We start from the raw sequence: 22,414 nt of genomic DNA, 5'->3' as shown, positions 1-22,414 counted from the left end.
ACAGAAAAAGGAGTGCCATGTCTCTGCTGACCATTGGCGACCAGTTCCCCGCATACCGGCTGACCGCGCTGATCGGCGGCGACCTGTCCAAGGTCGATGCCAAGCAGCCCGGTGACTACTTCACCACCATCTCCAGCGACGACCACCCCGGCAAGTGGCGGGTGATCTTCTTCTGGCCCAAGGACTTCACCTTCGTGTGCCCTACCGAGATCGCGGCCTTCGGCAAGCTTAACGACGAGTTCGAGGACCGGGACGCCCAGGTGCTCGGCGCCTCGATCGACAGCGAGTTCGTCCACTTCCAGTGGCGTGCCCAGCACGAGGATCTCAAGAAGCTGCCGTTCCCGATGCTCTCCGATATCAAGCGCGAACTCGCCCAGGCAAGCGGCGTGCTCAACTCCGACGGTGTCGCCGACCGGGTGACGTTCATCGTCGACCCCAACAACGAGATCCAGTTCGTCTCCGCGACGGCCGGTTCGGTGGGGCGTAACGTCGACGAGGTGCTGAGGGTGCTGGACGCCCTGCAATCCGACGAGCTGTGTGCCTGCAACTGGCGCAAGGGCGACCCGACTATCGATGCCGGCGAACTGCTCAAGGCTTCGGCATAGCGGGCAGAGGGCACAGAAGGAGGAAACATGAGTATCGAGAATCTCAAGGACGCGCTGCCCGAGTACGCCAAGGATCTCAAGCTCAACCTGGGCTCGATCTCCCGCACCACCGCGCTCGACGAGGAGCAGCTGTGGGGCACCCTGCTGGCCAGCGCCGCGGCGACCCGCAATGCCCGGGTGCTGAGCGAAATCGGCGGCGAGGCGGCCGACAACCTGTCGGCCGAGGCCTACAACGCGGCCCTGGGTGCCGCGTCGATCATGGGGATGAACAACGTGTTCTACCGTGGCCGCGGCTTCCTGGAGGGCAAGTACGACGACCTGCGTCCCGGCCTGCGGATGAACATCATCGGCAACCCCGGTGTGGACAAGGCGAATTTCGAGCTGTGGAGCTTCGCGGTCTCGTCGATCAACGGCTGCTCGCACTGCATGGTGGCGCACGAGCACACGCTGCGCGAGTCGGGTGTCGAGCGCGAGGCCGTGTTCGAGGCGTTGAAGGTCGCAGCGATCGTTTCCGGTGTGGCGCAGGCGATCAGCACCGCCGATACATTGGCGGCCGTCGGCTGATCGGCTCGTCATGACCGGACCCGCCTGGGTGCAACACGCGATCTGGTGGCAGGTCTATCCCCTGGGCTCCGTCGGAGCGTTCCCCGCAGAACATCCGCCGGGCCCGGGGGAACACCGGCTGCGCCGACTCGTCGAGTGGTTCGACCACGCGATCGCACTGGGCGCATCCGGTGTCGCGCTGGGGCCGATCTTCGCCTCCCGCACCCACGGGTACGACACCACGGACCACTACCTGATCGACCCGAGACTCGGCGACGATGGCGACTTCGACTATCTCGTGGCCGAGGCGCACCGCCGTGGCCTGCGTATCCTGCTCGACGGCGTGTTCAACCATGTGGGCGCGGATTTCGCGCGCTATCGTGACCCGGCTTCGGCGGACTGGTTCAGCGGCGGCAACTTCGAAGGCCACGACGAACTGATCGGCCTCAACCACGACAATCCGGAGGTCGCCGACTACGTCGTCGACGTCATGTCGCACTGGCTTGAGCGAGGAGCCCACGGCTGGCGCCTCGATGCGGCTTATGTTGTGCCGCAACGATTCTGGGCCGAGGTGCTGCCGCGGGTACGCGAGCGCCACCCCGACGCCTGGTTCGTCGGAGAACTCATCCACGGTGACTACGCGGCGCAGGTCCGGGCCGCCCGGTTCGATTCGGCCACCCAGTACGAGTTGTGGAAGGCGATCTGGAGCAGCCTGAACGACGGCAACTTCTTCGAGCTGGACTGGGCACTGCAGCGGCACAACGAGTTCCTCGACGAGTTCGGGCCACTGACCTTCGTCGGCAATCACGACGTCACCCGGATCGCCAGCCGACTCGACCGCGCCGAACACCAGGCGCACGCGCTGGTGCTGTTGCTGACGGTGGGCGGCGTCCCCAGCGTGTATGCCGGCGACGAATTCGGCTGGCGCGGGGTCAAGGAAGAGCGCCGCGGCGGCGACGATGCGGTTCGTCCGGAATTCGGCACTCCCCCAGTGCAACTCGACGAACCAGGCCAGCGCGTATGGGCGCTGCACCAGTTCTTGGTCGGCTTGCGCCGCCGACACCCGTGGTTGCACGCGGCAACGACCCGCGCCGTGCTGTTGGAGAACAAGCACTACGTCTACCGGACCCAGCACGGCGGCGACGCGCTGCTGGTCGCCCTGAACATCGACGACGAACCGCTGCCACTGTCGTTGCCGGAGCTGGGCACGCAGCGGGCACAGGTGCTGGCGGGTTCGACGGCTCCGCCCGCGGAGGTCGTGGACAACGTGACCGTCGAGCCGCACGGCTGGCGGATTCTGCGTTCTAGCTGAGCCGCGCCGCGGTGCGCGGGTCCTCTTCGCCCCCGTAATACTTGTCGAGCAGCGCGACGAAATCCTGGTTGTCATCGGTGGCCCGGGCGAACAACGTCACCGAGGACCGCAGTTTCAAATCGTCCGGTGAGCCGAAGATCTGTCCGGCCGACCGGCCCTCGATGTCGTTGACCAGCCGCACGCACTCGCGTAGCCGCGGCCCGAGCAGGTCGTGTTCCAGGTAGGCACGGGCCTCCTCGAGGGAGGAGATGCCGTAATGGTCTGCCGTCGGGCTGCTGCCCAGCCCGCGCAGCTGCGGGAAGACGAACCACATCCAGTGGCTGCGTTTCCGGGCGGCCCGCAACTCCTGCACGACGTCTTCGTAGACGCGGTCCTGGGCGTCCACGAAACGCTGCAGGTCGAACCGATCGCGGGCCATCCCTCCAGCCTCGCACACTGGTTAGATGAACTGATGGCGGTCAAGCGGCAGATACCCAAAATCCGCGACCTAGCGCCGCTGCTGCAGTTCAAGAAGCCGCAGTTCGACCGCATCCAACGGCGGTTGGACGCCGCGCTCACCATCGAAGATCTGCGCCGGATCGCCAAACGGCGGACTCCCAAGGCGGCGTTCGACTACACCGACGGCGCCGCCGAGGACGAGCTTTCGATACAGCGGGCCCGACAAGCGTTCCGCGACATCGAATTTCACCCGACCATCCTGCGTGATGTCACCAATGTCACGGCCGGATGGAATGTGTTGGGCCAACCAGTGGTGTTGCCGTTCGCCATCGCACCCACCGGATTCACCCGTTTGATGCACACCGAGGGCGAGATCGCCGGTGCGCGGGCGGCGGCCGCGGCGGGTATCCCCTTCTCGTTGTCCACCCTGGGCACCAGCTCCATCGAAGACGTCGCGACGGCAGTGCCGCAGGGGCGCAAATGGTTTCAGCTTTACATGTGGAAGGACCGCGACCGGTCAATGGCCCTGGTCCGGCGGGCCGCCGAGGCGGGTTTCGACACCATGCTGGTGACCGTCGACGTCCCCGTCGCCGGCGCGCGGTTGCGCGATGTCCGCAACGGAATGTCCATCCCGCCGGCGTTGACGCTGCGGACCGTGCTGGACGCGGTTCCGCACCCGCACTGGTGGTTTGACTTGTTGACCACCGAACCGTTGTCCTTCGCCTCGCTGGACCGCTGGTCGGGCACCGTCGGCGAATATCTGAACTCCATGTTCGACCCCAGCGTCACCTTCGACGATCTGGCCTGGATCAAGTCGCACTGGCCCGGCAAGCTCGTGGTGAAAGGGATTCAGACGCTGGACGACGCCCGGGCGGTCGTCGACCGCGGCGTCGACGGCATCGTGCTGTCCAATCACGGTGGCCGTCAACTGGATCGGGCGCCGGTGCCGTTTCACCTGTTGCCGTCGGTGTCCCGCGAACTGGGCAACGACACCGAGATACTGCTGGACACCGGCATCATGTCGGGCGCAGATATCGTCGCGGCTATCGCGTTGGGCGCCAGGTGCACGCTGGTGGGACGGGCCTATCTCTACGGGCTGATGGCCGGTGGCGAGGCGGGCGTCCGGCGAGCGATCGACATCCTCGAGAGCGGCGTGCTGCGGACCATGGCCCTGCTGGGCGTGACCTGCCTCGAAGAACTGTCTCCCAAGCACCTGACGCAGCTGCGGCGGCTGGGGCCGGTGCCGCCGGCGTAACGCCAGCGTGACGCTCGGCACCCAGCATTGCGCTCGCGTGACGCTCGTAGCGAACTGACAACGGGAACAAACCGGAAGCCGCCAGGGTTGAGCCAGTCAGACTTAACTTTTGGAGGATCTGATGGCCCAAGCCAAATCACTGCCGGTCCTGTTCGCTAACGACACGATCGTATTGCCCGGGATGGTGGTGCCGATTGCGCTCGACGACGCCGCCCGCGCGGCGGTCGACGCCGCCCAGGCCAGCGACTCACGCGAGCTGCTGGTCGCGCCCCGGTTGGAGGACCGCTACCCGACCCACGGCGTAGTGGCCAAGATTCTGCAGGTCGGCCGGATCGCCGGCGGAGGCACCGCCGCCGTCGTGCGGGGTGAACGGCGCGCGCACATCGGCGCCGGCGCCAGCGGACCGGGTGCGGCGCTGTGGGTCGAGGTCACCGAGGTCCCCGACACCGAGACGACCGACGAGATCAAGGCACTGGCCGCCGAATACAAGAAACTGTTGCTGGCGATGCTGCAACGCCGGGACGCCTGGCAGATCATCGACTACGTCAACAGCCTCACCGACCCGTCGGCGCTGGCCGACACGTCGGGCTACGCGTCTTACCTGTCCGACGTGCAGAAGCGCGAGATGCTCGAGACCATCGACGTGGGCCGCCGGCTGCGCCTGCTGATCGACTGGACCGGTGAACACCTGGCCGAGGTCGAAGTGAACGACAAGATCGCCGAAGACGTCCGCGAGGGCATGGAGAAGACGCAGAAGGAATTTCTGCTGCGCCAGCAACTGGCCGCCATCCGCAAAGAACTGGGCGAGTTGGGGCCGGAGGGCCCCGAGGACACGGCTTATCGGGCGCGGGTCGAGGCCGCCGATCTGCCGGAGAAGGTGCGCGAGGCCGCGCTGCGTGAGGTCGGCAAGCTGGAACGGGCCAGCGACCAGAGCCCGGAAAGCGGCTGGATCCGCACCTGGCTGGACACCGTGCTGGACCTGCCGTGGAATGTGCGGACCGAGGATTCGACCGACCTGGCCGCCGCCCGGGCCATCCTGGACGCCGACCACCACGGTCTGGACGACGTCAAGGACCGCATCGTCGAATACCTGGCGGTGCGCACCCGACGCGCGCAGCGTGGGCTGCAGGTGGTCGGTGGCCGGGGTTCCGGCGCGGTAATGGTGCTAGCCGGTCCTCCGGGCGTCGGCAAGACCTCGCTGGGCGAAAGCGTTGCCCGGGCATTGGGCCGGAAGTTCGTGCGGGTCGCCCTGGGTGGCGTGCGCGACGAGGCCGAGATCCGCGGTCACCGGCGCACCTACGTCGGCGCGTTGCCGGGCCGCATCGTGCGGGCCATCGGCGAGGCCGAGTCGATGAATCCCGTTGTGCTACTGGACGAAATCGACAAGGTGGGCTCCGACTACCGCGGCGACCCGAGCGCGGCGCTACTGGAGGTGCTCGACCCGGCGCAGAACCACACCTTCCGCGACCACTACCTGGATCTGGACCTGGACCTGTCCGACGTGGTGTTCCTGGCCACCGCCAACGTGATCGAGAACATCCCGTCGGCGCTGCTGGACCGGATGGAACTGGTTCAGATCGACGGCTACACCGAGGACGACAAGGTCGCGATCGCACGCGATTACCTGCTGCCCCGGCAGCGGGAGCGGGCAGCGCTGACCGAGGACGAAGTCACGATCACCGACCCCGCGTTGCGCAAGATCGCCGCCGATTACACCCGCGAACCGGGGGTGCGGCAGTTCGAGCGGCTGCTGGCCAAGGCGCTGCGCAAGGTGACCACCAAGCTCGCCGAGAACAGCGAGCCGATCACCGTCGATGAGCCGGACTTGGTCAGTTACCTTGGCCGGCCGCGGTTTACGCCGGAGTCCGCCGAACGCACCGCGGTGCCCGGCGTGGCTACCGGTCTGGCCGTCACGGGCCTGGGCGGCGATGTCCTCTATATCGAAGCCGGCTCGACGGAGGGTGAGGCGTCGTTGCAGCTGACCGGCCAGCTGGGTGAGGTGATGAAGGAGTCGGCACAGATCGCGCTGTCCTATGTGCGTTCGCACGCAGCCGAACTCGGCGTCGACCCGACCGTGCTGGACCGGCGCATCCACGTGCACGTGCCGGCCGGCGCGGTGCCCAAGGACGGCCCGTCCGCCGGTGTGACGATGGTGACCGCGCTGGTGTCGATGGCCACCGGACGCCAGGTGCGCTCGGATGTCGGCATGACCGGTGAAGTCACGCTGAACGGCCGGGTGCTGCCGATCGGCGGCGTCAAGCAGAAGCTGCTCGCCGCCCAACGGGCCGGGCTGTCTACGGTTTTCATCCCGTCGCGCAACGAGCCGGACCTGGACGACGTGCCCGCCGAAGTGCTCGAGGCGCTGACCGTCAAACCGATGACCGACGTCGCCGAGATCGTCGCGCAGGCGTTGGAATCCGCGGAGGCGGCGACGGTGGCCGCCTAAGGCGCTAGGGTGCACGGATGGCTGTGTTGCTGCGTCGATTGCTAGGCATCGGCAAGCTGCCCGCAGATGTGCGGGCAGAGGTCGAAACCGAGAACATCCTGCACCTCGCGGAATTCGTTCCGGTGACATTCCGCTTCACCGGTGCGGTGCCCGGCAAGGTCTCAAAGGGCAACATCCGCAGTTATGTAGGCGCCCTGGTGATCACCCCCCAGCGGGTCCTGGGCACCCTGTCGACGGTGCCCAGGGTTGCCGGGCGCGCCATCGACCTGCGCTGGGATGCGCCCGACAGCGGACCCGTGCGGGGCACGTTCTCCGCCGCAGGTCTGCTGGTGGAGGTCGACGTCAGCCAGGTCGATCCCGCTTTCTCGGGCCGGCTGTCGCTGAACTACAAGACCGCGCTGCCCGAGCCGGTGCTGACCACCCTGCCGCGGCGGTCCGTCGCGTTCGCCGTGCCCCCCGAATGGGTGCTGCGCGCCGTCGGCGTCCCCGCCGCACGACCCGTTTAGCGCGGTGGCCTACGACACCGATCTCGCCGACCGGGTTCGCGAACTGCTGGGACCGAGGTTCGACGAGAAGCGGATGTTCGGCGGGCTGGCGTTCCTGATCGGCGGGCATATGGCAGTCGCGGTCAGCGGTCAGGGCGGCCTGATGGTGCGGGTCCGCAAAGAAGACACCCAGAATTTGCTCGGGCGCCCCCACGTCAGCCCGATGATCATGGCCGGCCGGGAAATCCGCGGCTGGCTGCGGGTAGCCCCGGACGGCGTGAAAACCAAACGCCAGCTACGAAGTTGGGTCGAGCGGGGCGTCCACTACGCGGGTAGCTTGTCGCCCAAGTAGCGGGGGTTTGTGCCGCGGGGTTGCGGGTACGCCGCGCGTATGGATACCTCCAAGCAACGGGTGCGGCGGCTGCTCAAAGCCGCCGGCACCACCTACGCGGCCGAGGCCGGAATCCAGATCAAAGACAAGCCCATGCCGCTGTTTCAGCTATTGGTGCTGTGCATGCTGGCCAGCAAGCCCATCGACGCCGCCATCGCCATGAGCGCCGCGCGGGAGCTGTTCAAGGCAGGCCTGCGGACGCCGAGAGCCGTGTTGGCGGCCAACCGGCAGACCATGATCGAGGCGTTCGGCCGCGCGCACTATGTGCGCTACGACGAAAGCTCGGCCACCAGGCTGACCGAGATGGCAACCAAGGTGCGCGACGAATTCGCCGGCGACCTGCGGGAAGTCACCCGCCGCAGCGACAGGGACCCGGCGAAGGCGGTGCGAATCCTCAAGGGATTCAAGGGCATCGGCGATACCGGTGCCGACATCTTTCTGCGCGAGGTGCAGGACGTGTGGACGTGGGCGCGGCCGCATTTCGACGAACGGGCCACCGCGGCGGCCGAGGCGCTGGACCTGCCCACCGATCCGGACAAGCTCGCCGCCTTGGCGCCGCGCAGCAACGCCAGGTTGGCCGCGGCCCTGGTGCGGACGTCGCTTGACGACGATCTGCGCCGGCAGCTAGCCGGCTGATCCGCCGATGACCGTGCGGATCGGCACCTCCGGATGGTCCTATGACCACTGGGCCGACGTGCTGTACCGACCGGGACTGCCCGCCGCCAAGCGCCTGTTGCGCTACGTCGAGGTATTCGACACTGTGGAACTCAATGCGAGTTTCTACCGCTGGCCCAAGGATTCGACGTTCGCCGGATGGCGTGACCGGCTGCCGGAGGGCTTCACCATGTCGGTCAAAGCGCATCGTGGCCTCACCCACTACCGTCGGCTGGGCTCGCCGGAACCATGGATCGAACGGTTCGAACGCTGCTGGCAGGCGCTCGGCGATCGACGCGGCGTACTGCTGGTGCAACTGCATCCGGAGCAGCAGCGCGACGATGCTCGGCTCGATGCGTTCTTGAGCCTGCTGCCCGCGTACATCCGAACCGCCGTGGAACTACGCCACCCGTCCTGGAACGCCCCGGATGTCTATGCGCTGCTGGAAAAACACCGTGCCGCCTATGTCGTGATGAGCGGCGCGAATCTGGCGTGTGTACCGCGCGCCACCACCGATCTGGTCTATGTGCGGATGCACGGGCCGGAGCCGGCCAGCATGTACACCGGCTCCTACACCGCCGCCGACCTGCGCTGGTGGGCCGAACGAATCATGGACTGGCGGAACGAGAGTCGCGATGTGTGGGTCTACTTCAACAACGATCTGGGCGGTCACGCGGTCCGCAACGCGTTGTCGCTACGGGAACTTCTGGGATAGCGGTCAGCAGGAGGTGCCCTCGCTGCCGCGAAAGCGGTGGAGGCATTGCGAGACAACGACTTTGCCGGGCAGATCGTCTTGTGCGCCGACGTCGCTGGCCGACTTCACCGTACACGACTCAGAATGGCTATTCAGCTGACTTCCATGTGTGGTCGATGACGTCGGGCGGATGCTGAGCCTGCAGCCGTTCCCGCTCCGCGCGGCGGCGTTTGATGCGTAGCCGGGCGTCGACGGGCATGCTGACGAGCTCGTCACAGACCAGGTAGTACACGTCGTCCACGCTGTCGATCAGATCCGCGGCCACGCGGCGAGCGCCCAACTCCCGCAACGTTATCCGCAGCTCGTGAGTGAAGCGGATGGTGGTGTCGTGCGCCAGTTCCCGGGAGTTGCGCGCGCTTCCGGCCAGCCGCTGCGACAACGACCCCGGGGCCGAAGGCACCACCGTCGGGCCCTCCGCGTTCTCGGCTGCCAGCTGTAGCAGCAACGCCGGGTCGTCGGCGAACGCGGGACTGGCCAGCTCGGCCTCCCCCGGGCCGCGGTGCCCGACCTGGGCGATGGCCGCGTCGAGGGCGGCGGCAGCGGCCGGAGACAGGGCGCGGATGCTGCCGACGTTGCCTTCGCGGGCCAGCGCGCGCAGGGTCGAATCGGCGCGCAGCATGCCCGTCAGTGCTTCGGTCTGTGTCGCGATGCGGTCGCTTTCCATGATCACCCCGACGCCGGACACACTGCCCGCGGCGCTGGTGTGTTTCAGCGTCGCGGCTGTGACGCCACTGTCGATCACCCACAACGCCGTCAGGATCCAGCCCTGGTGGATGCGGTCCCGCAGCAAACGCAGCCGAACTTCCAGGGCGGCATCGGGCAGCGCGGCGAGCGCTTCGGTGTCCAGGTGTTCGGCGGCGGCGGCGTCGACGTAGGCCTGGGTGTCGGTTCGGAGGTGCCGCAACAGGGCCAGCGAGCGCGCGGTCACCACCACCTTGGCCACCGAACCCCGCTGTCCGCCGGGTGGTCGCCACAGCGGCAGCAGTTCGTCGACCGGAGGTTCGGTGCCCAGTTCCCGCTCGGCGACGGCGTGGGAGTCCCAGCCGGGAAGCTGAGCGGCGGCGACGATGTTGGCCGACACCCCGACGTAGGGCCGGTGCCCGAAGACCGCGATCGCGCTGGTGGCCCACTCCTCGGCGATCAGATCGCCGAGCGCCAGCACCCGGCTCATCGCCTGCCCCGCCGCGCGCAGCCCGCTCATCTGGACATCGAGCGTGATGGGCGTGAGCGGCCCCGGCAGTGAATCGGCCAGACCGGCGGCGCTGAAGACCGGGAAACGCGGATCGATCCGGTCGTCGAATTCCCCGTCGAGGCCCTCGGTCGAACCGACCCGGGGCAGCGTTTCCCACGGCAACGGCAGCTGACCTGACCCAACGACCGCGCCGGCGGGTCCGAGTTTGCGCCCGACGAGTCCGCGGCCGGTGTCCACCACCGCATCCAGCGCCTGCCAGCCGTAGACGAAGTTCCAATCTTCCTGCGCCACAGCGATATCGAGCTCCGGCACCAGCTGGTCCCAGCCCCGGACGCCATGCAACCGCAGCCGCGGGTCGACGCTACGCAGCACCCGCCAGGCGGTGATGACGTTGGTGGTGTCCGGGGTCGCCAGATCCACCGCGCCGGTGCGGTCGGTGCCGACCGCCAGCACCAGGAAGCGGACCAGGTCGTCGGCGTGCAGCACCCGGATGGGTTGCGCGGAGATCTTGGTGCGCATCAGGGTCGCCACGGTGCGACACGTCATCCAGTCGAGTTGGCGGCCGAGCAGCGGAGCGATCCGGATGACCAGACTGGGCGCCCACCCGGTGGTCACCAGCGTCTCGGCCGGGCGGTACAGCTCCGCGCGGCCCGCGGCCTGCGACACGAACAGCAGCCGGGATCCGGCGCGGGCCGCGGCCTGGGCCACGTGCGCGACACCGGTGACGCCCGCCCCGCCCGGGGCGGTGGTGTCGACGGGAGCGAGATGGATCACGACGTCGGCGTCGGCAGCCAAGTCCACCAGCACCGGGTCGCGCAGCGACGCGCGGACGAGGTCCACGTTGGGATCCAGGCACTCGTGCGGGTATGAGGCGATGCCGCTGATGGTGTGCCCGGCGGCGATCAGCTGGCGCGCGAGCAACCGCCCGACCGTGCTGGTGGCGTCGGTAAGCAGCACGTGCACCTGGCTTCACCTCCCCCACTGACAATAGGCAAGCTGCGCTGACTTGCGCATTTTTGAGTCTTTACCGTGACCCGGTTACTGCAACGTTGCGGTGCCGTCTCCGGCGATAGCTACCTTTGCGCCGGCGAAGTCCTCTTGCAGTGTCGCCGCGGCCGCGTCGTGATCGTTGATCACCGCGAGGGCACGGGCATCGTCGGGGGTGCGGACGGCCAGGAATGCCTTTTCAGGCTGCCCGTCCCGGTCGAACGGCGTCGTCCAGGCTTCCACGGTCCCGACGCCTTCCCACTCGACGGCCTCGGTCGTGGTCGGTTCCTGGTCCACCGCCTCCTGGACGTCCGCCCAGCGGAACCCCGACGGCGGCGGCTCGGTGCCGTAGACGCCGAAGCTGTGCTTGGTCAGATAACCGCCGTTCGCGGTGATCAGGCCGCGGCGGCCCGGGTTTGCCACCAGCAGTTCGGCCATGGTGGCGATGGAGTGAGTGACGTAGTTGCTCCACGGACCGCCGGCGAAGGTGAGCCCCCCGGTCACCGTCAAGGGGCGGGCGGGATCGTCGGTAGCCAGGCCCAGCTCGTTCGCGGCAACCTGGACCGCGGAGGGGAAACACGAGTACAGATCGACGTAGTCGACGTCGTCGATGCCCAGCCCGGCCAGTTCCAGCGCCCGCCTCCCGCCGATCCGGATCGCCGGGGACCGGTGCAACTCGCCGCGCTCGGCGATGGCCGAGGTGTCGTGGGCGTCGGTGCCCGATTGCGGGTACACCCAGCGTTCGGGCGGCACGCCTAGGCGCTGGGCCTGTTCGACCGAGGCCAGCACCAGCGCCGCGCCCTGGTCGACCATGTTGTTCGAGTTCATCAGCTTCGTATAGGGCCAGCTGATCATCCGGTTCTGGGGGCTGGGCTCCCGGATCTCCTCCGCCGTCACCGGGCGGCGTATCCACGCGTTGGGGTTGTCGACCGCCACCGCGCTGAAGCGTGCCCACAGCTCGCTGATGCGTCTGCTGTGCTCGTCGGCGGACTCGCCGTTGGCGAGCCGCAGCGCCTGCTCGAAGATCGGGTACACGAAGGACGGCCGGTCCAGCCTGATCCGGATCTCGGCTTCCCCGGCCATCGGCACGTCGTCGTCGGCGATCTCGGGGATCGGCACCGAGTTGTCCTGCTCGGTCCACACCAGCCGGGCGCCCCGCTTCTTCAACTCGTTGCGGGTGCGCCAGGTCTCGGCGGCCGAGATCAGCACGACGCCCGCGCGGCCCTGCTGGATGTCGAGGCACGCCTGGTTGACCAGTGCCTGCGGCGTGTTGCCGCCCACACTGCTGTATCCGGCGGTGAACGACCCGATCCCGAGGCGTTCGCCGAGCAACAGCCCGGGGTTGCGGTAGTGGGCCGAAAGGATGTTCACCACGCGGATGGAGTCGACGGCCTCAAGCACGCGGGCGTCGGCGGCCTCGCGCGAGGCGGTGACCATCAGGTCGAGTGGCTCGATGGAGCGCTGGTCAGGGTCTACTTCGTCGCGATGGTTGACCTGGCCGTAGCCGATCAGCACCGGCGTCTTGGGATCGACGGGCATGCCTGAAACCTATCGCGAGCGCGTCAGGCGGGTCCGGTGCGGTAGATCGACTTGAGCGTCCGGTAGGCCTCCAGACCCTCCGGTCCGAGCTCCCGGCCCAGCCCGCTGGCCTTGACGCCACCGAACGGCGCGCGCACGTCGAGCGCGTAGTCGTTGACCCCGATGGTGCCGGTGTGCACTGCGCGCGCAACCGTGGTGGCCCGGTCGACGTCGGCCGACCAGACCGTGCCCGCCAGCCCGAATTCGGTGTCGTTGGCCAGCGCGATCGCCTCCTCGTCGGTGTCGTAACCGCTGATCGTTAGCACCGGCCCGAAGATCTCCTCGCGGGCCAGGCGGTCAGAGTGCTCGACATCGGCGAAGACGGTCGGCGCCACGAACCAGCCCCGCGGCTGGTCCTTGGGCACCGATCCGCCGGCCACCAACCGGGCACCGCTGTCCCTGCCGACGGCGATGTAATCCAGCACCCGGTCGCGCTGCCGCGAGCTGACCAGCGGCCCGATCTCGGTCGCAGGGTCCAGCGGGTCACCGACCGCCAGGCCGTCGGCCAGCGCCGCCACCGCGTCGACGATCTCGTCGTAGCGGGATCTGGGCGCCAGGATGCGGGAGCTGAGGTGGCAGGTCTGACCGTTGTTGACGAAGGACGCGTTGCGCAGTCCCCGCATAGTCGCGTCCAGGTCGGCGTCGTCGAGGATGATCGCGGCCGACTTGCCGCCGAGCTCGAGGGTTACCGGGCGCATCAGCCGGCCACAGATTTCGGCGACCAGCCGCCCCGTGGCGGTCGACCCGGTGAAAGCGACCTTGTCCACGCCCGGATGGGCCACCAGGCAGGCGCCTACCGCCGGGCCGCCCGACACCACATTCAGCACCCCGGCCGGCAGCCCGGCATCTACGGCGGCCTCGGCGAAAGCCAGTGCGTCCAAGGCGGTTTCCGGCGAAGCCTTGAGCACAACGGTGCAACCGGCGGCGAGTGCCGGTGCAACCTTCATCGCGGCCAGCGCCTGCGGATAGTTCCACGGGACGATCGCGGCGACCACCCCGACGGCCTCGCGGCGCACGATCGTGTGGCCGGTGATGCTGGGCCGGATCTCCTCGACGGGGGTCTCGGTGACCAGCTGGGCGTAATACCGGAGCAGCAACGGCGGGAACGCGCCGTTGGCGCCGCGCGACAGGGCGATCGGCATGCCGTTCTCTCTGCTCACCAGCTCGCTGGTGGGCTTCGCGCGCGCCTTGAGGGCGTCGGCCATCGCGATCAGGATTGCGGCGCGGTGGTCCGGTGAACTCGCGCGCCACTCGGGCAACGCCCGCCGCGCGGCCGCGACCGCGGTGTCGATGTCGGACTCGGTGACGACTGCGCCGTCGCCCAAGGGTTCGCCGGTGGCCGCCTCCACCACCGGATCAGCGCAATCGGCGGTGTGGAAGTGACCGTCGACGAAAAACAGTGCGGGCATCGTGCCTCTCAATCCGGTGCGAACAGCACCTTGTCGCCGATCAGTCGCTCGATCTCATCCGGGGTCATGCCGAGGAGCTGAGCGCAGATCTCGCGCGTGTCCTGGCCCGGCTGCGGCGCGGGCCGTTGCGGTGCCCGCGGGATGTGCCGGAACGGCGCCGGTCCGGTCTCGGCGGGTAACGGCCTGACGATCAGCGGATGCGTCATGTCCTGGAAGAGATTGCGGTGAATGAGCTGGGGGTCTTCCAGGATGTCCGGCGGCCGGTGCATCGGCCCGGCAGCGATGCCCTGTCGCTGCAGTGTCTCGGCCACTTCCAGTGGCGTGCGCGCGCCGGTCCAGTCGCGCAACGCGGCCACCAGCTCGTCGGCCGGTAATCCGGGTCGTTCCAGAACCTTTGCCAGGCAGCGCCATTCGTCGTCCGAGGTGATCGAGACGACGCACCATTCGTCGTCGCCGGCGCAGGGGCAGACGGCGTGCACGCTGGTGTCGTTGCGAACGTCGGCGATGCCGGCGGCCAGCAAGCTCTCGGTGACGAACAGCGTGTCGAGTTGGTTGACCACCGCTTCGGCCTGCGAGATGTGCACGTGCGCACCCTGCCGGCGCCGGTCACGGCGGATGAGCGCCGCCAATGCCGAGATCGCGGCGATGCGTCCGACCACGTGGTCGGGGAAGACCGTCGTCGCGTCGTAGAACGGGTGCCGGGCGCCCCCGGCGGGAGCCTCGTCGGACGTCCAGACCCGGGTGACTCCGGTGGTCGCCCGCACCAGGGGTCCGTAGCCCAGCCGTCTGCTCCACGGTCCGCGGTTGCCGAACGCGCTGCTGCCGGCGAGCACGATCCGCGGGTTGAGCGCGCGCAGCGCGTCGTAGCTGAACCCGAGCGAGGTGAGGGTGCCAGGCTTGAAATTGGCGAACACCGCGTCCGCTTCGGCAACGAGACGTCCGAAGATCTCCTTGCCCTCGGCGCTGCGCAGGTCGATGCCCAGGGCCCGGTGATTGCGGTGGGTCCAGGCGAACGATTCGCTCATCGGGTCGCCGACCCGGGCCTGCCGCAGCCCGTCGGGATATTCGGCGCTCTCGATCTTGATCACGTCGGCGCCCAGATCGCCGAACAACCGGCTCAGTTCGCCGCCGGCGACGATGATGCCGAGATCCAGGATGCGCAACCCGGCCAGCGGATACTCGCCCGGTGGGCCGGTATGTGCGGACTGTGGCGCGCGGTCGGCGACCCAGCCCGGCTGGTCTTTCCCGGCGGTCGGGGCCGGCGTCCGGAAACCCGCCCGTTGCCCGTCGACGACGAAATAGCCGGTGGGGACCTGCGCGCGCACCCCGGGCACCAATTCGGCCTCGGTGATCGCGCCGACGGCCTGGAAGTGCTCGGAGACCAGGATGCGCGACGGCGTCAGGACCGCGGCGATCGGCACGCCGTGCTCCTGGCCGGCTGTCACCAACTCCTTCATGGTCCGATCCGCAAACAGCGCCGCCACCAGCGCGCTGATCTGCGGCCAGGCCGCGAACCGGGCGCCGATCACGTCGTACTTGGGGTCCTGGAAGTCGTCCGGCTCCCCCAGCCAGCGACGCAATCCGCGCCACTGGCGCGGTGCCATCACGCACAACCGCACGTAACCGTCCCGGCAGGGATAAATCGGGTACGCGTCCTGGTTGCGCGGGCGGCCACGCCACCGGGAGCCGCTGCGCACGCCGGCCGCGGCCTGCCCGTGCGCCCCGAATGCCGGATCCAGCGACATCACCACCGCGTCCAGGCGGGAGAAGTCGATGTAATCGCCTGTGCCGCAGTGGATTTTGTTGTAGTAGGCGGCCAGTACCGCCCAGGCCGCCTGTACGGCGGCGGTCGCCGAGGCGATTCCTTCCGGCGGCAAGACCGGGGTGCCAACGGTGGGGCCAGAGCGGGCCAGCGACCCGCCCATCGCATACAACACCGCGTCGGTGGCGCGCCACGACGACCGCGGGCCCGTCGCGCCGAAGTCGCTGATGGACAGCACCACCAGATGCGAGTAGCGGTCGGCGAGTTCGGCGGCCGGGGCGCCGTAATCCGCGGCGCGGCCCGTATCGACCAGGATGTCGGCCGTGGCGGCGAGATCCTGCAGGCGCCGGCGGTCGCCGTCATCGTCGGGATCCAGCACCGTGCTGCGTTTGTTGGCGTTGTGCACGGCGAACGGGATGCTTGCACCTGCGACGGTGGGCAGCGACCAGCGCCCCGGACAGCCCCCGGGCGGTTCCACTTTCAGCACGTCCGCGCCCAGGTCGGCAAGCAATCGGGTGACCGTGTCGGCCTTACCGTCGGACAGGTCGACGACACGCACCGCATCAAGCAAGCCCTCGGGCATGAGCACACCGTACTCGGCGGCCTCCCACTACCGTCGGTGCGGCTATTAATCTCGTTAAAGCTGTTGTCCAACAATCGATTACGTGGTAGCGCGCGCTCCTAGTACCCTGCTAACCAGGGCAATCCGAAAGGGGACGGAAAGTGGCAGACACGGCATCGGTCGCCGCCAGAGTCGGCGGCAAAGTCGTAGTGATCACCGGCGGCGCACGGGGCATCGGGTTGGCCACCGCGACCGCGCTGCACAAGCTGGGCGCCAAGGTTGCCATCGGCGACATCGACGAGACGACGGTCAAGGAGTCCGGCGCGGACCTCGGGCTCGAGGTGTACGGAAAGCTGGACGTCACCGACCCGACCTCGTTCTCCGATTTCCTCGACCAGGTCGAACGTCAGCTCGGACCGATCGACGTGTTGGTGAACAACGCGGGCATCATGCCGGTCGGCCGCATCGTCGACGAGCCCGACGCCGTCACCCGGCGCATCCTGGACATCAACGTGTACGGCGTCATCCTGGGCAGCAAGCTGGCGGCCCAGCGGATGGTGCCGCGCGGGCAGGGTCACGTGATCAACATCGCCTCGCTTGCCGGTGAGATGCACATCGTCGGGCTGGCCACCTATTGCGCCAGCAAGCACGCGGTGCTGGCGTTCACCGATTCCGCCCGCCTGGAGTACCGGGCGGCCGGGGTGAAGTTCTCCTCGGTCCTGCCGACGTTCGTCAACACCGAGCTGGTCGCGGGAACCTCGGGCATGAAGGGCTTCCGCAACGCCGAACCCGCCGAAATCGCCGACGCCGTCGCGGCGCTGATAGCGCAGCCCAAGCCGCGCATCCGGATCACCAAAGTTGCTGGGGCCGTGGTCGTTTCGCAGAAATTCTGGCCGCGTCGGGTCGCCGAGGCGCTGAACCGGATGATCGGCGGCGACCACGTCTTCACCGATGACATCGACGTCGAAAAGCGTCGCGCCTACGAGGCGCGGGCCCGCGGCGAAGAATGAGCGCTGAACAATCGGGTAGATGAGCCCCATGAGCCGAGAGACTGCGCCCGCAACCCTTTCCGATGACGAACTGTCCCTCATCGACGCCTACTGGCGCGCGGCGAACTACTTGTCGGTCGGCCAGATCTATCTGCTGGACAACCCGCTGCTGGCGCAACCGCTGGAGCCCGAGCACGTCAAACCCCGGCTGCTCGGGCACTGGGGCACCACGCCCGGCCTGAACCTGATCTACGCGCACCTCAACCGGATCATCCGCAATCGCGACGCCAACGTCATCTACATCACCGGGCCCGGCCACGGGGGTCCCGGGCTGGTGGCCAACGCCTACCTGGAGGGCACCTACAGCGAGGTCTATACCGGCATCGAGGAAGACGCCGAAGGACTGCGCAAGCTGTTTCGGCAGTTCTCCTTCCCGGGCGGCATTCCCAGCCACGTGGCGGCGCAGACGCCGGGGTCGATCCACGAGGGCGGCGAACTCGGATATGCGCTGGTGCACGCCTTCGGTGCGGCCTTCGACAATCCCGATCTGGTAGTCGCCTGCGTGATCGGCGACGGCGAGGCCGAGACCGGGCCGCTGGCCGCCGGCTGGCATTCGAACAAGTTCCTCAACCCCGCGGTGGACGGCGCGGTGCTGCCGATCCTGCACCTCAACGGGTACAAGATCGCCAACCCCACCGTGCTGGCGCGCATCCCGCACACCGAACTCGAGGCGCTGCTGCGGGGTTACGGCTACCGACCGATCACGGTCGAGGGCGACGACCCGTCCTCCGTCCATCAGCAGCTGGCTGCCGCCCTGGACGATGCATTCGATGACATTGCGTCCATCTGGCGCGCCGCGCGCGACGGTGGTGAGACGGAACGGCCGGTGTGGCCGATGATCGTGCTGCGCACCCCCAAAGGCTGGACCGGTCCCAAGGAGGTCGACGGCAAGCGAGTGGAGGGCACCTGGCGCTCGCACCAGGTCCCGCTATCCGGAACGCACGACAAACCCGAGCATCGCGCCCAGCTCGAGCAGTGGCTGCGCAGCTACCGCCCCGATGAGTTGTTCGACGAGAACGGCGTTTTGCGGCCGGAGCTCCGAGCCGCTGCGCCCACCGGCGATCGCCGGATGAGCGCCAATCCGCACGCCAACGGGGGGCTGCTGCTGCACGACCTCGACCTGCCCGATTTCCGTCAATACGCGGTCGAGGTCTCGGACCCCGGGACCAAGATGCATGAGGCCACCCGCATCCTCGGCGCCTTCCTGCGCGACGTGATCAAGCGCAATCCCGACCGGTTCCGGCTGATGGGCCCGGACGAGACGGCCTCGAACCGCTTGGACGCGGTGTTCGAGACCACCGGCAAGGTGTGGCTCTCAGCCACCGGGCCCGACGACGACCATCTCTCCCCGGACGGGCGGGTGATGGAAGTGCTGTCCGAGCACCTGTGCCAAGGCTGGCTGGAGGGGTACTTGTTGACCGGCCGGCACGGCTTGTTCAACTGCTACGAGGCGTTCGTGCACATCGTCGACTCCATGCTCAATCAGCACGCGAAGTGGCTGTCGACCACCCTGGAGCTGCCGTGGCGGCGGCCGATCGCGTCGTTGAACTACCTGTTGAGCTCGCATGTTTGGCGTCAGGATCACAACGGCGCGTCGCATCAGGATCCGGGCTTCATCGATCTGGTCGCCAACAAACGCGCCGAGCTGACCCGCGTCTACCTGCCGCCCGACGGCAACACCCTGCTGTCGGTGGCCGATCACTGCCTGCGCAGCCGCAACTACATCAACGTGATCGTCGCCGGTAAGCAGCCGGCGCTGGCCTACCTCGACATGGACGACGCGATCGCCCACTGCACCCGGGGTCTGGGCATCTGGCAGTGGGCCAGCACGGACACCAGTGATCCCGATGTGGTGCTGGCTTGTGCCGGGGACATCCCCACCCAGGAAACGCTGGCAGCGGCCGCGATCCTGCGACGAGAACTCCCCGACCTCGGGGTGCGGGTGGTCAATGTGGTGGACCTGATGCGGCTGCAACCGGACTCCGAGCATCCCCACGGGTTGCCGGATCGGGAGTACGACGCGCTGTTCACCAGGGACAGACCGGTCATCTTCGCCTACCACGGCTACCCGTGGCTGATCCACCGGCTGACCTACAGCCGCGCCGGCCACGACAACCTGCATGTGCGCGGCTTCAAGGAGCGTGGCACCACCACGACCCCGTTCGACATGGTGATGCTGAACGATCTGGACCGCTTTCACCTGGTCATGGATGTGATCGACCGGGTGGAAGGGCTGGGTAGCCGGACCGCGGTATTGCGTCAGCAGATGGTCGACGCCCGCATCGCCGCCCGCCGCTACACGCGTGAGCACGGCGAGGACGATCCCGAGATCTCCGGTTGGACGTGGGGTTCGTCGAGCGAGTAACGAATTACGATCGGGCTGTGGATGGCAATGCGCCCGGGCAACCGCTGCCTTTCGGGCCGCCGTCGACCCCCCGGCGTCCGTGGTTCGGCATCGCCGTGGTTGCCGCCATCTTGATCTCGGGCACTCTCATCGCGGCGGCGATCTTCTTCAAGGGATCGGGCGAGTCGTCGACGCCGACGGCCGGTACCAGCGGCAAACCCGCCACGCAGTCCGACGGTCGGTCCAAGACCTGCGGCGCGTGGGCGACAGCGAAGGTTGACTTCAAGTCGACCCCCAGGCTGCCCCAGGGATGGGACTACAACACGCCTGGCATCGATCAACTGATCGCCGGTCGGACGGCGATGCTCGAGAAAATACTGAATGTTTTCCGATCGCAAATCGCTCCCGCTCCCGTCGACGTGGCCGCAGCGGCCAATCTCTTTGTGGAGAAGCAGGAGGCCGAAGTGCGCAAGTTGCCGGCCCACACCTTTGACTCCGCAGACGTTTATGCGATTGACGGGGCTTACTTGGCCCTGGACCGCGCCTGTGGCGTCAACTGAGCCGGATGACGACCGCGGGAACGCTGCCGGGAAGCATAGTTCTACCGGAGCAAGTTCAGTTTTGTCCGATATCTATCCATGCTGTTAGCCCAGCGACCCCGGCAGCCATCAGTGCTAGCAGGAGGGTGTCGACGCTTCGCAGGCGGGGCGGTTCATCGCGCATGTGGAGTTCACGGGCAATCAGGAAGAGCGGAAACGCCACGCTGACCGCAACGAAGAATCCGCCTATGTAAAGCCACACCCACTTCATTTGATGCTTGCGGCCTTCGAGCAAAGTCAAGATCGCCACGGAAGCGGACAGCCACAGGGCTTCCGCCGCGACGAATCGAGAGGCCGAATTCGCCTTGGTGTCTTGCCAAAAGGAACCCAAGAAGTCACTGGCACTGTGCAGGTATGGCCCACCCTGGCTCCACGTCGCGATGAGTGCGGCGAGCGCGATTGCACCGTAGGCAAGGCAAAGAACCTTACGGGGGGTCGGAATTGATGAAGCGCGGTCGGCTGTTTTCATGATTCACGCTAAACCGAAGAGATTGCCGGACGGTGGGACTTGCCGCATTGTCGGCTTACACTTCCGCAATGTTCTCGGAGACGCGCTACGCGCTGAACGGGGACTTGTGCGTCGCGTACAGGGCGTCGCCCATGGGTGAACGCGACATTGTGTTCGTCCCGAATTGGTTCACCTGCTGCGAACTCCTGCCGGAGCTTCCGTCGGTTCGAGGTTGGGTCGAGGCGATGACATCGCTTGGTCGGCTCATCTTCCTCGATCAACCCGGAAGCGGCGCGTCCGATCCTGTCGAGCCGGGTGCGCTGCCAACCTTGGAGCAATGGGCCGACAGCATCACTGCGGTGCTTGACGATCTCGAAATCGATGAAGCGGTACTTCTCACCGGACCCGGTGCTCTAGCGCCGGGCGCGCTGTTCGCCGCCACACATCCGGCTCGCACCACCGCGCTCGTGGTACTGGAGGGCTACGCCAATCCGATTGCTGAACGCACCGATGGCATTGATCCCGACGAAATCATCGCAGCCCTGACCGCCCTGTGGGGAACGGGCGAATACTGGCGTTCAATCAATCCCGACATGCCGTGGAACGAGGAGATCGCCGCAGCGATTGCGCGACACGACCGGCTTGCCGCGAGTCCACGAACCTACGCTCTTCTGATACCGCTATTGACTGAGGTAGACGTGCGGGCGGTGCTCCCGACCATCCGCGTATCAACCCTTGTGCTCCAGCACGGGGACGACGTAATGGTCCCGCCCGCGTGGGGCAAATACGTCGCTGATCACATACCCGACGCGAAATACGTTGAACTGCCGGGTCGCAACCTGTATCACTTCGTGGAACCGTGGCGCGATTCGTTCCAGGAGATCGCCGAGTTCCTCACCGGCCACCGAGCCGAAGTTGCCGATGATCGGGTTTTGGCGACGGTGTTGTTCACCGACATTGTGGATTCGACGCGGCGGGCCGCTGAGATGGGTGACCGGGATTGGCATGCGCTGCTGGATGCGCACGACGCGGTGGTGCGGTCGCAACTGTCTCGGTTCCGGGGTCGCGAGGTGAACACGTCGGGTGATGGCTTCCTGGCGATGTTTGACGGCCCGCAGCGGGCGATCCGTTGCGCGATGGCTATTCGGGATGCGGTGCAGGCGTTGGGTATTGAGCTGCGGGCCGGTTTGCATACCGGTGAGTGCGAGGTCCGCGGCGATGACATCGGCGGGATCGCGGTGCACATCGGGGCGCGGGTGAGCGCGTTGGCGGGGCCCAACGAGGTGCTGGTGTCGAGCACGCTGCGCGATCTGGTGATCGGGTCCGGGCTGGAGTTCGAGGACCACGGCGCGCATCAGCTCAAGGGCGTGCCGGGTGAGTGGCGTTTGTTCGCCGTCTAAAACGGTGGTGGTTCGTCGTCGGTGGGTGGTGGTAGGGCGGCGTGGTCGCAGGTCTGAGATTGAGGGTTCAGTCGCGCGTTGCGGTTGTGGCGGCGTTCGGTAGCGACCCGGTGGGCGCGGTGTTGGGCGCGGGTGCGGCGGCGTCGGGGCATCATGGCGGTGCGTTCGGCGCAGTAATCCTGGGGCAGGTCGGGTGGGTGG

At 67.5% G+C, this 22,414-nt stretch carries 19 protein-coding genes and 1 pseudogene; 13 read left to right on the top strand and 7 right to left on the bottom strand.

The features are described from left to right. The first annotated feature begins 17 nt into the window (after positions 1 to 17). Genes A5645_RS18090 through A5645_RS18080 form a run of 3 tightly spaced genes read left to right on the top strand, consistent with a single transcriptional unit; the run spans position 18 to position 2,460 of the window. Positions 18 to 605: a peroxiredoxin gene (locus A5645_RS18090; RefSeq protein WP_065034209.1), complete on the top strand. Its 588-nt coding sequence runs from the start codon at positions 18 to 20 to the stop codon at positions 603 to 605. Between the two features lie 27 nt (positions 606 to 632). After that, positions 633 to 1,169 carry an alkyl hydroperoxide reductase gene (locus A5645_RS18085; RefSeq protein ID WP_065034210.1) on the top strand — a complete coding sequence of 179 codons (537 nt, stop codon included), beginning with the start codon at positions 633 to 635 and terminating at the stop codon, positions 1,167 to 1,169. Between the two features lie 10 nt (positions 1,170 to 1,179). Continuing rightward, the gene (locus A5645_RS18080) at positions 1,180 to 2,460 is read left to right on the top strand and encodes an alpha-amylase family glycosyl hydrolase (RefSeq protein WP_065130558.1); all 1,281 of its coding nucleotides are present in this window, start codon (positions 1,180 to 1,182) and stop codon (positions 2,458 to 2,460) included. Here the strand turns inward: A5645_RS18080 and A5645_RS18075 are convergent. Beyond that, positions 2,453 to 2,878, bottom strand: a complete 426-nt coding sequence (locus A5645_RS18075) for a DUF1810 domain-containing protein (RefSeq protein ID WP_065130557.1) — start codon at positions 2,876 to 2,878, stop codon at positions 2,453 to 2,455. The genes A5645_RS18080 and A5645_RS18075 overlap by 8 nt on opposite strands. A gap of 33 nt (positions 2,879 to 2,911) precedes the next feature. Between A5645_RS18075 and A5645_RS18070 the strand changes: the two genes are divergently transcribed. From A5645_RS18070 to A5645_RS18045, 6 genes are all read left to right on the top strand, one after another. Then, complete coding sequence (locus tag A5645_RS18070) at positions 2,912 to 4,153, top strand: alpha-hydroxy acid oxidase (RefSeq protein WP_065130556.1); 1,242 nt, start codon at positions 2,912 to 2,914, stop codon at positions 4,151 to 4,153. Positions 4,154 to 4,274: 121 nt separating this feature from the next. Next, positions 4,275 to 6,599, top strand: a complete 2,325-nt coding sequence (gene lon / locus A5645_RS18065) for an endopeptidase La (RefSeq protein WP_065130555.1) — start codon at positions 4,275 to 4,277, stop codon at positions 6,597 to 6,599. 17 nt (positions 6,600 to 6,616) lie between these two features. Continuing rightward, a complete protein-coding gene (locus tag A5645_RS18060) occupies positions 6,617 to 7,105 on the top strand; it encodes a hypothetical protein (RefSeq protein ID WP_065130554.1) in 489 nt (162 codons plus the stop codon). Between the two features lie 4 nt (positions 7,106 to 7,109). Beyond that, entirely contained in the window at positions 7,110 to 7,436 is a 327-nt protein-coding gene (locus A5645_RS18055; RefSeq protein ID WP_065130553.1) for a TfoX/Sxy family protein, read from the top strand. Positions 7,437 to 7,475: 39 nt separating this feature from the next. Beyond that, complete coding sequence (locus A5645_RS18050) at positions 7,476 to 8,111, top strand: HhH-GDP family DNA glycosylase (protein ID WP_065130552.1); 636 nt, start codon at positions 7,476 to 7,478, stop codon at positions 8,109 to 8,111. 7 nt (positions 8,112 to 8,118) lie between these two features. After that, on the top strand, positions 8,119 to 8,844 hold the full coding sequence (locus tag A5645_RS18045) for a DUF72 domain-containing protein (protein WP_065130551.1): 726 nt from the start codon (positions 8,119 to 8,121) through the stop codon (positions 8,842 to 8,844). A 127-nt stretch (positions 8,845 to 8,971) separates the two neighbouring features. Here A5645_RS18045 and A5645_RS18040 read toward each other — a convergent pair whose 3' ends face one another. From A5645_RS18040 to A5645_RS18025, 4 genes are all read right to left on the bottom strand, one after another. Beyond that, entirely contained in the window at positions 8,972 to 11,038 is a 2,067-nt protein-coding gene (locus A5645_RS18040; RefSeq protein WP_065034219.1) for a Rossmann-fold NAD(P)-binding domain-containing protein, read from the bottom strand. A 75-nt stretch (positions 11,039 to 11,113) separates the two neighbouring features. After that, the gene (locus A5645_RS18035) at positions 11,114 to 12,601 is read right to left on the bottom strand and encodes an acetyl-CoA acetyltransferase (protein WP_065130550.1); all 1,488 of its coding nucleotides are present in this window, start codon (positions 12,599 to 12,601) and stop codon (positions 11,114 to 11,116) included. A gap of 23 nt (positions 12,602 to 12,624) precedes the next feature. Continuing rightward, positions 12,625 to 14,049, bottom strand: coding sequence for an aldehyde dehydrogenase (locus A5645_RS18030; protein WP_065130549.1), 1,425 nt, complete (start codon positions 14,047 to 14,049; stop codon positions 12,625 to 12,627). 8 nt (positions 14,050 to 14,057) lie between these two features. After that, a complete protein-coding gene (locus tag A5645_RS18025) occupies positions 14,058 to 16,394 on the bottom strand; it encodes a CaiB/BaiF CoA-transferase family protein (RefSeq protein ID WP_155768063.1) in 2,337 nt (778 codons plus the stop codon). Between the two features lie 140 nt (positions 16,395 to 16,534). Between A5645_RS18025 and A5645_RS18020 the strand changes: the two genes are divergently transcribed. Genes A5645_RS18020 through A5645_RS18010 form a run of 3 tightly spaced genes read left to right on the top strand, consistent with a single transcriptional unit; the run spans position 16,535 to position 20,326 of the window. Beyond that, positions 16,535 to 17,383 (top strand): SDR family oxidoreductase, encoded by an 849-nt coding sequence (locus A5645_RS18020; RefSeq protein ID WP_065130547.1) that lies wholly within the window; start codon positions 16,535 to 16,537, stop codon positions 17,381 to 17,383. A 28-nt stretch (positions 17,384 to 17,411) separates the two neighbouring features. Continuing rightward, a complete protein-coding gene (locus tag A5645_RS18015) occupies positions 17,412 to 19,787 on the top strand; it encodes a phosphoketolase family protein (protein WP_065130546.1) in 2,376 nt (791 codons plus the stop codon). Beyond that, entirely contained in the window at positions 19,766 to 20,326 is a 561-nt protein-coding gene (locus A5645_RS18010; protein ID WP_155768062.1) for a hypothetical protein, read from the top strand. Before A5645_RS18015 ends, A5645_RS18010 begins: the two co-directional genes overlap by 22 nt. A gap of 55 nt (positions 20,327 to 20,381) precedes the next feature. Here A5645_RS18010 and A5645_RS18005 read toward each other — a convergent pair whose 3' ends face one another. Further along, the gene (locus tag A5645_RS18005) at positions 20,382 to 20,834 is read right to left on the bottom strand and encodes a DUF2834 domain-containing protein (RefSeq protein ID WP_065130544.1); all 453 of its coding nucleotides are present in this window, start codon (positions 20,832 to 20,834) and stop codon (positions 20,382 to 20,384) included. Between the two features lie 68 nt (positions 20,835 to 20,902). Between A5645_RS18005 and A5645_RS18000 the strand changes: the two genes are divergently transcribed. Then, a complete protein-coding gene (locus tag A5645_RS18000; RefSeq protein ID WP_065130543.1) occupies positions 20,903 to 22,213 on the top strand; it encodes an adenylate/guanylate cyclase domain-containing protein in 1,311 nt (436 codons plus the stop codon). On the opposite strand, the pseudogene A5645_RS28385 reads toward A5645_RS18000, so the two are convergent. Next, positions 22,210 to 22,414, bottom strand: a pseudogene (locus A5645_RS28385) (HNH endonuclease signature motif containing protein); the annotation flags it as partial. The gene A5645_RS18000 and the pseudogene A5645_RS28385 sit on opposite strands and share 4 nt — an antisense overlap.

It is taken from the genome of Mycobacterium asiaticum (genome assembly GCF_001673635.1).
GTDB lineage: Bacteria > Actinomycetota > Actinomycetes > Mycobacteriales > Mycobacteriaceae > Mycobacterium > Mycobacterium asiaticum_C.
Note: the sequence above shows the minus strand (reverse complement) of the source record. Positions and strands in the feature narration are given on the sequence as shown.